We start from the raw sequence: 14,068 nt of genomic DNA on the forward strand, positions 1-14,068 counted from the left end.
GCCGATGACGGCGGGCGAATGGGACCGCGACAAGCTGTTCGCCGCCCGGCTGCACGCCGCCCGGGCCCGGCCCTACCTCGCGACGGCCCTGTTCGCGCTGCGGCCCGTGGAGTCCCGGCGGGTGCCGACGATGGCCGTCGACCGCCACTGGCGGTGCTACGTCTCGCCGGCCTTCGTGGCCGCGACGCCGGTGGAGGAGCTGGCCGGCGTGTGGGTGCACGAGGTCGCGCACCTGCTGCGCGACCACCACGGCCGCGGCGACCGGGTCGCCGGGGAACGCGGGTTGACCGGGCGCGGGGAACGGCTGCGGATGAACATCGCGGCGGACCTGGAGATCAACGACGACGTGTACGGGGACGGCCTGGCCACCCCCGAAGGCGTCCTCCACCCGAAGCCGCTCGGGCTGCCCGAGGGGCAGCTCATGGAGGACTACCTGCGCCGCTTCCAACTGGGGGCGCTGCCGCAGCACCTGCTCTGGCTCGACTGCGGCAGCGGCGCGGACGGCCTGGAACGGGAGTGGGACCTGGGGCCCGACGGCGCCCACGGCCTCAGCGACCAGGAGCGCGACGCGGTGCGGTTCCGGGTCGCCCAGGGCATCAACGGCGCCCCGGGCGACGCGCCGCTCGGTTGGCGGCGGTGGGCCGAGGAGGCGTTCCACCCGCCGCAGCCCTGGCGGGAGTTGCTGGGGGCGGCGATCCGCGCGGCCGCCGCCGGCGGCGGCGCCGGCGGGGACTACACCTACGGCCGCCCCGCGCGCCGCTCGACCGCCCTGCCGGGCGTCGTCCTGCCCAGCCTGCGGCGCACCCCGCCCCGGGTCTCGGTGATCATCGACACCTCGGGTTCGGTGAGCGACGCCGAGCTGGGGAGCGCGCTGCTCGAGGTGGCCGCGATCTCCCGGGCCCTGGGGGGCCGTCGCGACCTGGTCTCCGTGCTGTCGTGCGACGCGGCGGCCGACGTCGCGCGCTCGCTGTGCCGGGCCGAGGGGATTCCGCTGGTGGGCGGTGGCGGCACGGATCTGCGCGCCGGCTTCGGCCGGGCGCTCGGCGCGCGGCCCGCGCCGGACGTCGTCGTGGCGCTGACGGACGGGCAGACGCCGTGGCCCGAGGCGTCGCCGCCGTGCCGGACGGTGGTGGGGCTCTTCGACCGGCGGACGTCCCGGTCGTGGCGCGGGCACGATCCCGCGTGCGCGCCCCCCGGGTGGGCGCGCACGGTGGTCATCGGCTCGGCGGATGCCGGTCGTTGAGGGTGAACGGCGGTTCGGTCGCTCAGCCGACGTACAGGTTGGAGCTACCGCTGCTCTGGTATCCCTCGGTGGCGAGGATCATGTAGTAGTTGAAGCTGCCGAGGGCCATCCCGGAGCGGGACCAGGCGTCGAAGTGGTTGCCGGTGGTGATGGAGCCGCCCACCCGCCTCGACTGCCGGACGCTCCAGAACTGGGGGAACGTCCTGGTGCCCTCGACGGACGGGGCGTTGTACCGCATCGTGTGGTAGATGTCGTACGTCCCGCCGTCGCTGTTGACCGAGCCCCGGTAGGTGCCGGTCGGGCGGTAGTTGCCCCAGCTGTCGACGATGTAGTACTCGACGAGCGGGTTGGACGTCCACCCGTAGAGGCACAGGTAGCCGTTGCCCGAGGGGCTGAAGCTGCCGGAGTAGTTCACCGTGCGGCGGCTGCCGTTGCTCCAGCCCTTGCCGCAGACGAAGTTGCCGGTGTTGCGCCAGGACGTGCTGTAGTTGCCGCCGTTGCCCAGGGTCATGGAGACGGTGTTCTGGGCGTCGGTCCAGAAGGAGTAGTAGTAGCCGTTGTGGTTGCCGGTCTGGTTCGTGGTGATGGTCTGGGCGTGCGCGACGCCAGGCAGCATCGCCACGGACGTGCCCAGTGCCAGGGCGCCGGCGCGGCCGACGAAGCGTCGGCGGCTGAACGGCTGGGCGGGGACGTCGTCCTTGGACATGCATCCTCCTCGTCGAGGGCTGGCAGGGGCCAGGCGGTGACGTGATGTGGGGGCGACACGGCGCGGCTCGGCCGGTCGTCGAGCGGCCGACGACCGGGTCGTGTCGATGCCATGTCAATGTGGTCCGGCTCTGACGCGCTGTCAACAGTTTCCGCAAGGATTACGGGAATCCCGTATCGGTGGCGGATGTCGGCGGTCGGCATAAAGCCTGCTCAGCGGCGTGGAACTGTCGATGTCGAACGGGTTCGACTGTCGCGGACGTCGACTGGCCGGCCGACGGCGGGTCGTTGGTTCCGAAAATTATCGGAGACCTTCCGGATCATTCTCCGGCCGCGACCCCGTGCGAAAGCCCCCCGCGCCGGCTCCGGCGCGGGGGGCTCTCCTTCGTTTTTTCGGACCTAGCCGCGGGTCGTCGTGAAACCGCCGAGCGCGACCGGGGCGAAGGCCACCGAGTCGATGTTCGGCGCCCAGGCGCCCGGTTCGTCGTTGCCGAAGGTGAGGGCGCCGTCCGCGGTGGACAGCGTCACGCTCGTCGAGCGCTCCCAGAAGCTGTTCCAGTGGTGGTTGTTGCGGAAGTGCGTCGCGCCCGCGTACCCGTCGGTGCCGGCCTCGGAGATCTGCAACAGCCGGTCCACGACCTGCGGGTTGTAGGCGTGGTCGCCCACCAACTCGGCGTTGGCGTACCGCACCACCACGGTGTACGCGCCCGGCTCGTCGAAGCCCGGACGACGCTCGATCTCCAGGGAGTTGGCGCCGCCCGCCGGGTTGTCGCCGAGCCAGCCGACGAACGCGCGGCCGGAGGCGTTGGTGCCGGAGCTCTCGGGGAGCGTGGTGACCGCGGCCCGGCCGTGCGGGGTGGCGTCCTCGGCCTCGACCGTGACCACCGCGTCGTCCGCCGCCCGGTTCCTGGCGGTGGTGACGGCCGCGACGGAGACGCCCCGGGCCGAGGAGATCTCCACCTCGTTGACGCCCTGGGCGAGGTGGACGGGCGCGGCCGCCCGCCAGCCGCCCGCCCGCCCGGCGTCGAGGGTGCCGACCTCGACGCCGTTGACCCGCACGGTCGCGGACGTGGCGGCGGAGCTCGCGAAGTCGACGGTGAGGTCGTGGTAGCCCGACTCCCAGGCCGTCACGTAGAGCTCGGCCCGCTGGCCGGCGCCGGCGACGACGGCGGAGCCGCGCGTCCGCGCGGAGTCGAACGTGAGGTGGGCGCCGCCGGCGAGGCGCATGGTGCTCGCGGGGTGGACGGTCCGGTCGCCGCCGGTCACGTCGGTCAGCACGTAACGGTCCAGCGTGATGTCGCTGTTGGGCAGGGCCGTCGTGCCGTCCCGGCTGGCCCGCAGCGACAGCCGGTGCTCGCCCGCGGGCAACGCGACCTCGACCTCGGCGCTGCCGCGGTAGAGCCACCTGCTCCTGGTGGAGAGGTTGGCGGCGTACTGGACGGTCTCGGCGAACGCGCCGTCGACGAAGAGCGCGTGGCGGCCGGGGGCCGGCGCCGAGCCGATCACCTGGAGGCGGTAGGTGCCGTCGCGCGGCACGGTGACGGTGAACTCCGAGCGCGATCCGACCTGGTTGAACCAGGCGACGTCGGCGTCGCCCGACGCCTGGAACTCGTGACCGGTGGCGTCCCGCACCGCCGCCTGGGTGAGGTCGGTGTCCTCGGCCTCGAAGGACCGGCTCCAGGGCTGCGCGGCGAGGGCGCGCTCGACGTCGCGTGCCTGGCGCGGGGTGATGACCACCTGGTAGGCGGCGTCGGCGTCGGTGGTCGGGAAGGTCAGGTCGGCGAGCGTTCCGTCCCGGGCGACGCGCACGCCCTCGTGGGCGGCGACCAGCCACGGGTCGCCGTGCAGGCCCTCGGCGCCGCTGAGCGAGATCTCCCTGACCTCGACGTCCACCCGGTCGCCGAACAGCGCCCGGTCCAGGCCGCCGGCCGCCAGCCGGACGTCGGCCCCGGTGCCGCCGTAGAGGACGGTCGCCCGGCGGTTCTCCGTGTCGACGGCGCCGATGCCGCGCAGCGAGGACGGGTCGTCGGGGTGCGGCGGGGTCACCCGCACGGTCTTGGCGCCGGCGAGGTCGCCGTACCACTTGAAGAGCCACCAGCCGCCGTTGGCGCCGTTGGCGCGGGCCATGTTGTCGGAGAAGTTGCCCGCGTAGTTCCAGTAGGCGGTCTGGGCGTCGACCTTCTCCTCCTCGAAGGCCGCGAACCACCTCACGACGCTGCCCGGGGTGCCCATGTCGGGCAGGCCGCCCCACTCGCTGATGGTGACCGGCAACTCGCTGCCGGCACCGAGGACTTCGTCCTCCAGCGCGCGGAACTCGGCGTTGTTGGCGCGGAACCGGTCGGGGTCGGAGCCGCCGAGTTCGTGCCAGATGTAGGTGTCGGGCACGACGTCGTCGGCCGCCGCGTACTCCAGGATGTCGCGTTCGCGCTGCCGGTCGGCCGGCTCCCGGGAGCCGTACCAGCGGGAGTGGCCGGGGCCGCCGATCCGCGGCTCGATCGTGCCGTCGAACACGTCGTCGTAGATCTCGTGGACGAGGTCGTAGGTCGCGCTCCAGTCGGCGAGGAACCGTTCCCGCATCCGGGGCCAGTCCTGGTACCAGATGAGGTCCGGCTCGTTGAAGAGCACGAAGAGGTACTCCTCCGGGTGCTCGGAGCGGGTCGCGATCTCGGTGACCACGTGGCGCACGACCTCCAGGTAGTCCCAGACGCCGTTGCCGCCCTCCGTCCAGGAGCCGTCCGCCTGGTCGTAGGTCCTGGTGTCCTCGGGGCGCACGCCGCCGTGGTAGCCCCAGTCGGGGTAGAAGTCCTGGACGTAGACCGCGAGTTCCCGGCCGTGCTTGTCGAAGAAGCCGTTCTCGACGTCGAGCACGTCGCCGCTGGGGTGTTGCAGCCCCGCGGGCGGCTTCTGCGAGGAGTTGGTGATGTGGGCGCCGTTGATGACGGCCCGGGTGGGGGAGCCGTCGTCGCCGAAGCCGTAGAGCGTGCCGCTGGCGCCGCCGCGGAAGGCGCCGGTGGTCTCGCCGAAGTCGACGGCGAGCACGTCGGGTTCGGCCGCGGCGGCGCCGGGCGGCGGCACCAGCAGCGCCGCCGCGGTGACCGCGGCGGCCGCCACGGCGAGACGTCTCAGGGATCTCCTCATCGCGAACTGCTCCCTCGCGTGCTGTCGCCGGCGAACCGGGCTGCGGGTGAACGGAGTTGTGGCCGGAGCAACGCTCGTACGGAACTCGGACGGAACGCGGACGGAACTCGTAGGGAACTCGGGCGGGCGCTCGTACGGCGCTCGGGCGGCGGAGTCGCGTCACCGTAACAGCGGCGTGATAGCGCTTTCAAGACTCGTGCTGATAGCGCTTTCAGAACCGGGTCCGGGTACAGTGACGCGGTCGTGGCCCGCCACCGGGGCCGCGGGCGGGTGAGGGGGGCGAGTGACCACCGGTTCGAGACGGCCGGCCACCATGGCCGACGTGGCGCGGATGGCCGGGGTGTCCGTGCCGACGGTCTCGCGGGTGCTGTCCGGCGCCGCCCGGGTGAGCCCGCTGAAGCGGGAGCGCGTGGAGGAGGCCGTCAGGGCCCTCAGCTTCCGCCCGAGCGCGGCCGCCCGCGCCCTCGTCTCCCGCCGGCCCAAGGCCCTGGCGGTGGTGGCCGGCGACACCTCGAAGTACGGCTACGCCGAGACGATCAGGGGCATCGAGGCGGCGGCGCGCGCCGCCGGCCACACCGTGATGATCAGCGTGGTCGAGGGCCCGGAGGCGGCGGACGCCGACCGGGCGCTGCGGCTGGTCCTGACGCAGGCGATCGCCGGCGTGCTGGTGCTCAAGTTCGACCCGCCGGGCGTGGCGGCGCTGCGCCGGATGCCGCCCGACGTGCCGGTCGTCGCGCTGTCGGGGGCCAGGGAACCGGGGGTGCCGCAGGCGGTGCTCGACGAGGCGGGCGCGGCCGAGGAGTTGACCCGCCATCTGCTGGCGCTCGGTCACCCCACCGTGCACCATGTGCCCGTGCCGCCCTCCCGGCGCGAGGACGGGCGCACGACCGGGTGGCGCCGCGCCCTGCGCGCGGCGGGGGCGCGCGTGCCGGCGCTGGAGGCGGCGACCTGGTCGCCGCACGTCGCGCGCGAGACCGGCCGGCGGCTGGCCGGGGACGCCTCGGTGTCGGCGGTGTTCTGCGGCAACGACGAGGTCGCCATGGGCGTGATCCGGGGGCTGGCCGACGAGGGGGTGCGGACGCCGGAGGACGTCAGCGTGGCGGGCTTCGACGACCACCCGCTCGCCGAGCTGTGGACGCCCGCGATCACCACGGTGCGGCAGGACTTCTTCGGGCTGGGCGAGCGCGGCTTCGCGCTGCTGACCGGGGTGGTCGACGGGACGTCCCGGCGGCGCTTCTCCTCGGAGCGGCCCGAGGTCGTCATCCGCGCGAGCACGGCGCCGCCGGCCACGCGCTGACCGGCCCGCGGCGTTCGACCGGCGGCATGGGTCGCGAAACGGCGGTCCAGGTCGATGACGCGGGCGCGGACGTCGGCGGCCTGGTCGTCAAGGTCTCCGGCTATGCCGGTCGTCGAGTTCGTAGCCGGCTTCCTCGACGGCGGCGCGCACGTCCGCGATGTCGAGATCCCTGTCGGTGGTCACCGTGACCTCACCGCTCTCGACGTCCACCGCCACGGCGGTGACGCCGGCGACGCGTTCCATCTCCTCGCTGACGAAGCCCGCACAGTGTCCGCAGACCATTCCGCGCACGGAGTAGGTGCTCTCGGTCATGCCGGCCGCACCTGCCGCTCGGACATCTCCGGCATCGGCTGTCCCGGGCCCGCGTCCGCTGGGAGAGTGCGGGTGAGTATGTGCGCCTGGCGCATCCGACCGTCATCTGTGAACTGAGCGAACATGTGCGACTCGATGGCGAGGTCCCTCGTGCGATTCGTTACATACAAGGTGAACCGGGCGGCGATCCGATCCCCGCTCACCAGCGCGTCGTGCACATCCCAGCGGCCGCTGGGCCGGTTCTTGCGCACCGGGCGGGTGTGCGCGACGAGCTTGTCCCGGTCCATCCAGTGTCCGTCGGCGACCTGGACGACGTCCGGCGTGTGATAGCGGTCGACGATCAGTCCCGGGTCCTCGTCGCTGCCCAGGAGGTCGTTGTGGAACGACGCGTAGAAATCGGCGATGAACTGCTTGGGGTCGGTGTCGGTGAACGGACTCACGGTGCTCCCGTCGTCTTGCTGGGCGACGCGCTATCTCTTACGGCTTGTAAGATATGCGCCACCTGCAACCTTGACAAGGTGTAAGAGATGACTCCACGCCAGACCTCGCATCGCCGTGCCGACGCCCAGCGCAGCAGAGCCGCCATCCTGGATGCGGCGGTCCGGCTGCTGAACACCCGCCCCGACGCCAGCGTCGAGGCCATCGCCGCCGCCGCGGGCGTGACTCGCCAGACCGTCTACGCTCACTTCCCCTCACGGGAACAACTGCTGACAGCAGCCCTCGACCGGGTCAGCGAGGAAGCCGTCGCCGCGATGGACGCCGCCGGCCTTGACACCGGACCTGCCACGGACGCGCTGTTGCGACTGCTGGATGCCAGCAGCCGGACAGCCGGGCGGTACCCCGTTCTGCTCCAGAAGATCAGCCAGCTGACTGTGGATCCGCATACCGACCACGATCGCCATGCGCCGGTCGCCGACCGGCTGAGGCGGGTGATCCAGCGCGGACAGGAGACCGGGGAGTTCGACGGCCGACTCTCGCCGGACTGGCTGGTGGCCGTCACCATCACGCTCGGCCACACCGCGGGCGGCGAGATCGACGCCGGCCGGATGTCCGGCAAGGACGCAGCGGAAGCACTCCACACCAGTGTGCTCCGCGTGTTGGGCGCGGTGGCACCGGCGGAGGACCCGACAGGGGAGTAGGGCGGCCCTCCGGCTCGCGACGACCGGTAGGGCGCCTCGTCCGCCGTGTCGATCGGTCAGGTTCCCGCGCCCCGCGAAATTCCTCCGTTAGGGTGACGGCGATCAAGACGGGGGACACGTGACGACCGGACCCAACGGTGAGCCGACGCTGCCGCGAATCCTCTGGGACGCCGCCGCGGCCGCCCCCGACCAGGCCCTGGTCATGGTGCGGGGCGACGGCCGGGAGCACACCGTCACCCTCGCCGCGCTGCGCGACGAGGCCGCCCGCGTCGCCGGCGGCTGCCTGGCCGCCGGCCTTACCCCCGGCACCCCCGTCCCGCTGCTCGCCGACCGCGGCGACGACTTCCAGGCCATGTTCTGGGGCACCCTCGCCGCCGGTCTGGTGCCGGTGCCGCTCGCGCCCGACGCGCGCCGGGTGCGGCCCGTGTGGGAGTCGCTCGGCCGACCGCCGCTCGTCGTGGACGACACCACCGCGCCGCTGCTCGGCGAACTGCCCGGCGCCGTGCGGCCGTTGCACCTCCACGAGCTGCGGCGCGGCCGGCCGCCCGGGCGACTGCCCGACGCGGCGCCCGAGGACGTCGCCTTCCTCCAGTTCTCCTCGGGCAGCACCGGCGCGCCCAAGGGCGTGGAGCTCAGCCACGCCTCGGTGCTGGCCAACCTCCGGCAGATCCACCGCGCCACCGCCGTCACCTCCGACGACGTGGTGGTCACCTGGATGCCGTACTTCCACGACATGGGCCTCATCGGCACCCACCTCGCCCCGCTCGCCGCCCGCGCCAAGCAGGTCAGGATCGAACCGCTGTCGTTCGCCAAGCGGCCCGCCCGCTGGCTGGAGACGGCCGCCCGGCACCGCGCGACCATCCTGTCGGCGGCGAACTTCGCGCTGGAGCTCGCGGCGCGCCGCATCCCCGACGAGGTGTTCCGGGACCTCGACCTGACGGCCGTCCGGCTGCTGCTGGTGGGCGCCGAGCCGATCGCCCCGGCGGTCTGGCGGCGGTTCCTCGACCGCGCGCGGCCTGCCGGGCTCGACCCCCGGGCCGCCCGGCCCGTCTACGGCCTGGCCGAGGCGACGCTGGCGGTCACCGTCCCGCCGCCGGGCGAGGTGGCCGAACCCCGGGTGCTCGACCGCGCCGCCCTCGGCCGGGGCCAGGCGGTGGACGCCGTCCCCGGGCCGGCCGCCGTCGAGCTGATGGACGTGGGGCCGCCGGTGTCCGGCTGCGAGGTGCGGATCGTCGACGACGCCGACCGCCCGCTCGCCGACCGGCGGGTGGGTCACGTCCAGGTGCGCGGACCACAGGTGGCCCGCGGCTACCACGCCGCGCCCGAGGCGACCACCGCCGCCTTCGCCGCCGACGGCTGGCTGCGCACCGGCGACCTGGGGTTCCTGACGGCCGGCCGGCTGTGCGTGACCGGCCGCCACAAGGACGTGGTCTTCGTGGCCGGCCGCACCTTCCACGCCCCCGACCTGGAGGAGGTCGCCGCCGCCACGCCCGGGCTCCCGTCGCCGCTCGTCGCGGTCGTCGGCTCCACCGACCCGCTCGCCGGACGGGAACGGGTGCTGGCCTTCGTGGGCTGGGCGCGCCCGCCACGCGCGGCGGCGGCCGTGCTCGCGCGGGTCGCGGCACGGCTGCGGCAGGCGCTGGCCCACGACGACGTGCGGGTGCTGCCGCTGCCGCCGGGCGCGTTCCCCCGGACGACCAGCGGCAAGCTGCGGCGCCGGACGCTGCGCGAGCGCTACGAGGCCGGGTCCTACGCCGCCGTCGAGGAGCGGTGGGCCCCGTCCGAACCCGCGACCGCTCCCGTCGCGAGCGGCGAACGGTCCTCGGGCCGGTGGTGGGAGATCGAAAGGACCGTCACCGCGATCTGGGCCCGGGTGTTGGACCGGCCGGCCCACACCATCGGCCCGCACGACAGGTTCCTCGCCCTCGGCGGCTCCTCGCTCCGGGCGATGGAGGTGCTGGCCGCGCTGGAGGACGCCTTCGACGTCACGGTGGAGCCGGCCGCGCTGCGCGACCGCGACACGGTCGCCGCGCTGACCGAGCACCTGGCCGCGCCCCGGCCCACGGCGTCCCGGCCCCCGGTGTCCCGTCCTGCGGCCACCCGCGAGAGACCCCGGACGGTCGACGACCGGGCGGCGATCGCCGTGCTCGCCATGGCCTGCCGCTTCCCCGGCGCCGACACCCCCGAGGCGTTCTGGGACCTGCTCGCCGCCGGCCACGACGCGGTGGGCCCGGTGCCTGCCGACCGCTGGCCGACCCCGCCGACGTCCACCGCCCGGTGGGGCGCCTTCCTGGCCGACCCGGCCGCCTTCGACGCCGGATACTTCGGCATCGACGACGGGGAGGCCGCCGCCACCGACCCCCAGGCCCGGATCTTCCTCGAACTGGCCCACGAGGCCCTGGAACGCGCCGGCTACGCGGGCCCGCGGCGGGCCGGCCGCCGCGTCGGCGTCTTCGTCGCGACCGGCGACAGCGGCTACCGCGAACTCCTGGCCAGGGCCACGGGACCGGACGGCGAACCGCCGGCCGCCGCGCTCGTCGGCAACCTCCCCAACCTGGTCGCCGCCCGGGTCGCCCAGAGCCTGGACCTGACCGGGCCCGCCCTCGCCGTCGACACCGCCTGCTCCTCCGCGCTGGTCGCCCTGCACCTGGCGCGCCGCAGCCTCCAGGCCGGCGAGTGCGACCTGGCCGTCGTCGGCGGCGTCAACCTCACCCTGACGCCGACCACGCACCGCGCGCTGGAGCGGACGGGCGCCCTGTCGCCGACCGGCCGCGGCCGCGCCTTCTCCGCCGCCGCCGACGGCTTCGTCCCCGGCGAGGGCGGCGCGGCGATCGTCCTGGCCCGGCACGACGACGCGCGCCGCGCCGACGACCCGGTGCTCGCGCTGCTGCGCGGCACCGCGGTGAACAACGACGGCCGCGCGCTGAGCCTGCTGGCCCCCAACGCGCGCACCCAGCGCGAGATCATCGTCCGGGCCTACCGCGAGGCCGGCGTCGACCCCGACGCCGTGACCTACGTCGAGGCACACGGCACCGGCACCGCCGTCGGCGACCCCGTCGAACTCCTGTCTCTGGCCCACGCGTTCGCGCCGCGCGCCGACGGCGAGCCACGCTGGCTCGGCTCGGTGAAGACCAACATCGGCCACCTGCTCAACGCCGCCGCCCTGCCCGGCCTCGTCAAGGTGGTCCTGGCCCTGGGCCACCGGCGGCTGCCGCCCTCCCCGCACCACGACCCGCCCGCGCGACTCCCCGAAGGTTTCGCGGTGGTCGCCGAGCACCGCGAGTGGACCGCCCCGGGGCCGCTGCTGGCCGGCGTCAACGTCTTCGGGTTCGGCGGCACCAACGCGCACGCCATCCTCGAAGAGGCCCCGCCACGGCCCGCGCCCCGCCGCGAACCGCCCCAGCTGCCACCGCTGTTGACCCTGTCGGCGCGCGACGCCGACGCCCTCGCCACCGCCGCCCGCGACCTCGCGGCCCACCTCCGCGCCCGACCCGAGCTCGACGAGGGCGACGTGTGCGCCACCGTCAACACGGCCCGCGACCACGGCCGTCACCGGCTGGCCGTGGTCTCCCGCGGCGACCTGGCCGACCGCCTCGAAGCCGGCGGGGACTCCACGGTGGTCGGCGCCCGCCCCCGGCTCGTCCTCCTGCTACCAGGGCAGGGCACCGGCCGCCCCGGCGCCGGCCGCGAACTCCACCGCGCCGCGCCCGAGTTCCGCCGGGCGCTGGACGAGGCGTCCGCCCTGGTCGGCCCGGTGCGGGGCCGCACCCTGACCGAGTGGTGCCTGGACCCCGAAGCGCCGCCCGCCGAACTGGCCGGCACCGAGGTCGCCCAGCCGCTGCTCGTCGCGTACGGCGTCGCCGTCGCCCGCCAGCTCGACGCCTGGGGGGTGCGGCCCGACGCGGTCGTCGGGCACAGCGTCGGCGAGATCGCCGCCGCCTGCGTCGCCGGATCGCTCACCCTGGCCGAGGCCGTCCGCTTCGCCGCCGAACGGGGCCGGCTGACCGCCGAACTGACCGCCCCCGGCGCGATGGTGGCGGTACGCGGCGGAGCCGACGCCGTCGCCGCCGTGCTGGCCGAGTCGGCCGGCGCGCTCTGCCTGGCCGCCACCAACTCCCCCGAGCAGGTGGTGATCGCCGGCGCCCCGGACGCCGTGGACGCGGCGGTGGCGCGGCTCGCCGCCGACGGCGTCCCGGCGCGCCGGCTCCCGGTCTCGCACGCCTTCCACTCCCCGGCGATGCGCCGCGCCGCCGACGCGCTGGCGGACGCGGCCGGCGCGCTCGCCCCGCGCCCGCCGACCACCCCGCTGCTCTCCACGCTGACCGCCGACTGGCGGCCGGCCCTCGACCCGGCGCACTGGCGCCGACACGCCCTGCGGCCGGTGCGGTTCGCCGCCGCCGTCGAGCGCCTGCTGGCCGAAGGTCACGACACCTTCCTCGAACTCGGCCCCGATCCCGGCGCGTTGACGGCGCTCGTGCGGGCCGTCGCCGCCGGCCGCGACGGCCGCGACGGCCGGGCGCCGGAGGCGCTGGCGTTCGCCGGCACCGGCGACGCGCTGATGACGGCCCTCGGGCGGCTGTGGACGCGCGGCGTCGACCTCGACCACACGGCCCTGGCCGGCCACCGGCCCCGCGTCGCCGTGCCGACCTACCCCTTCCGGCGCCGCCGCCACTGGCCGGAGCCGGCGCCACGGCTGCACCGCGTCACCTGGGTCGCCGCCCCACCGGCCGCCGCCGGCCCGGTGGGCACCGTCCGACTCGCCGGCCCTGACGGGGAGTTGGCCAGAGCGCTCGCCACCCGCCTGGCGGGGCGCGGCATCGTCGTCCGGCGCGACGGGCCCGCCGACCGCACCGTGCTGCTCGCCGGGCCGGCCACCGCCGACCTCGACGCGGCGACCCACGCCCTGCCGGCCGCGCTGCGCGAGCTGTTCCCGTCCCTGAGCCGGCCCGACGCCCGCCTGGTGACGGTCACCGAGGACGTCCACGTCACCGGCCTGGCCGCCGAACGCCCGCGTCCCGCCCAGGCGTTGCTGACCGGCCTCACGCTCGCACTCCCCGAGGAGTTCCCCGGCCTCGCCGCGCACAGCGTCGACCTGTCCTCCCGCGACCCGTTGGACCTCAGGGCCGACGCCGTCGAGCGTGAACTGCTCGGCCTCGGCGACGGCGTGGTGGCCTGGCGCTCCGGCCACCGGCTGATCCGCGCCGTGGCCCCCGGGGCCGACCTGCCGGCGCGGCCACCGCTGCCACCGTCGCCGCCCGACGGCACCTACCTGATCACCGGCGGCGCGGGCGGCGTCGGCGCCGCGCTCGCCCGCGACCTGGCCGGCCGCGGCCGGCCCACGCTGGTACTCGCCGGCCGCTCGCCGCGGCCGGACGGCCGGCTGCTCGCCGAACTCGAAGCGCTCGGCGCCTCGGTGACGTACCGGGCGGCGGACGTGTCCCTCGAAGCGGACGTCGAGGCCCTGATCGCCGGCCTGCCCCCGCTCGACGCGGTCTTCCACGCCGCCGGCGTGCTGCGCCCCGGCACGCTGCGGGCCAAGTCGCCCACCGAGATCGCCGAGACCCTGGCCGCCAAGGTGCGCGGCAGCCAGCTGCTCTCCCGGGCCCTGTCCCGCCACGGCCACCGCCCGGCGGTGTGCGTGGCGCTCTCCTCCACCGCCGCCGTGCTGCCGGGCCTCGCCGGCGCCCTCGGCGACTACGCGGCGGCCAACGCGTTCCTCGACGCCTTCGCCGCGGCCGAACGGGCGGCCGGCCGCCCGTGGCTCTCCCTCAACCTCCCCGCCGTCACGGCCACCGGCCTGGCGGCCCGGCTGCCCGGTGGGTCGGCCCTCCCCGCGTCCACCGCCGTCGCCGCCCTCCGCGCGGCCTGCGTGGTCGACACGGCCCAACTGGTGGTGTCCGCCGAGCCGCTGGCCGCGCCGGGCGCGGGCGACGAGCCGACGCCGGCGCCCGCGGCGCCCGTGGCCGGGCCGGTCGCCGGTGCGCGTGACGTCGGCCCGGCCGAGGCCACCGTGACCGTCCTGCGGCGGCTGGTGGGGGAGGCACTGCGGCGGCCGGGCGGAGAGGTCGGGGACGACGAGCCGTTCCTGGCCCTGGGGCTCGACTCGCTCACCGCCGTGGACCTCGTGCGGCGGTTGGAGGCCGAGCTCGGCAGGACGCTGCCGGCCACGTTGTTCTTCGAGCACCGGACCATCGCCGAACTGGCCGCCCGGCTGGCGGCCGAGCCGCCCACCGC

8 protein-coding genes are annotated in these 14,068 nt (G+C 75.4%); 4 read left to right on the forward strand and 4 right to left on the reverse strand.

The window, feature by feature from the left end; all coding sequences use genetic code 11:
- Positions 1 to 4: 4 nt before the first annotated feature.
- Positions 5 to 1,243 (forward strand): vWA domain-containing protein, encoded by a 1,239-nt coding sequence (locus tag E1283_RS17815; protein WP_132819064.1) that lies wholly within the window; start codon positions 5 to 7, stop codon positions 1,241 to 1,243.
- A gap of 22 nt (positions 1,244 to 1,265) precedes the next feature.
- Here the strand turns inward: E1283_RS17815 and E1283_RS17820 are convergent, their stop codons facing one another.
- Both E1283_RS17820 and E1283_RS17825 read right to left on the reverse strand, forming a co-directional pair.
- Positions 1,266 to 1,949, reverse strand: a complete 684-nt coding sequence (locus E1283_RS17820; RefSeq protein ID WP_132819058.1) for a glycoside hydrolase family 11 protein — start codon at positions 1,947 to 1,949, stop codon at positions 1,266 to 1,268.
- Positions 1,950 to 2,347: 398 nt separating this feature from the next.
- On the reverse strand, positions 2,348 to 5,086 hold the full coding sequence (locus tag E1283_RS17825) for a carbohydrate-binding protein (protein ID WP_132819059.1): 2,739 nt from the start codon (positions 5,084 to 5,086) through the stop codon (positions 2,348 to 2,350).
- Positions 5,087 to 5,369: 283 nt separating this feature from the next.
- Between E1283_RS17825 and E1283_RS17830 the strand changes: the two genes are divergently transcribed.
- Positions 5,370 to 6,383, forward strand: coding sequence for a LacI family DNA-binding transcriptional regulator (locus tag E1283_RS17830; protein WP_132819060.1), 1,014 nt, complete (start codon positions 5,370 to 5,372; stop codon positions 6,381 to 6,383).
- Positions 6,384 to 6,470: 87 nt separating this feature from the next.
- Here E1283_RS17830 and E1283_RS17835 read toward each other — a convergent pair whose 3' ends face one another.
- Both E1283_RS17835 and E1283_RS17840 read right to left on the reverse strand, forming a co-directional pair.
- Entirely contained in the window at positions 6,471 to 6,695 is a 225-nt protein-coding gene (locus E1283_RS17835; protein WP_132819061.1) for a heavy-metal-associated domain-containing protein, read from the reverse strand.
- A complete protein-coding gene (locus E1283_RS17840; RefSeq protein ID WP_132819062.1) occupies positions 6,692 to 7,135 on the reverse strand; it encodes a nuclear transport factor 2 family protein in 444 nt (147 codons plus the stop codon). The genes E1283_RS17835 and E1283_RS17840 overlap by 4 nt, the downstream gene beginning before the upstream one ends.
- 87 nt (positions 7,136 to 7,222) lie before the next feature.
- Between E1283_RS17840 and E1283_RS17845 the strand changes: the two genes are divergently transcribed.
- Positions 7,223 to 7,834: a TetR/AcrR family transcriptional regulator gene (locus tag E1283_RS17845; RefSeq protein WP_132819063.1), complete on the forward strand. Its 612-nt coding sequence runs from the start codon at positions 7,223 to 7,225 to the stop codon at positions 7,832 to 7,834.
- Between the two features lie 118 nt (positions 7,835 to 7,952).
- Positions 7,953 to 14,068: type I polyketide synthase (locus E1283_RS17850; RefSeq protein ID WP_243744912.1), on the forward strand; the 6,116-nt coding region annotated here is incomplete at its 3' end.

The sequence above is a fragment of the Streptomyces hainanensis genome, assembly GCF_004348415.1.
GTDB classification, from domain to species: domain Bacteria; phylum Actinomycetota; class Actinomycetes; order Streptomycetales; family Streptomycetaceae; genus Streptomyces; species Streptomyces hainanensis.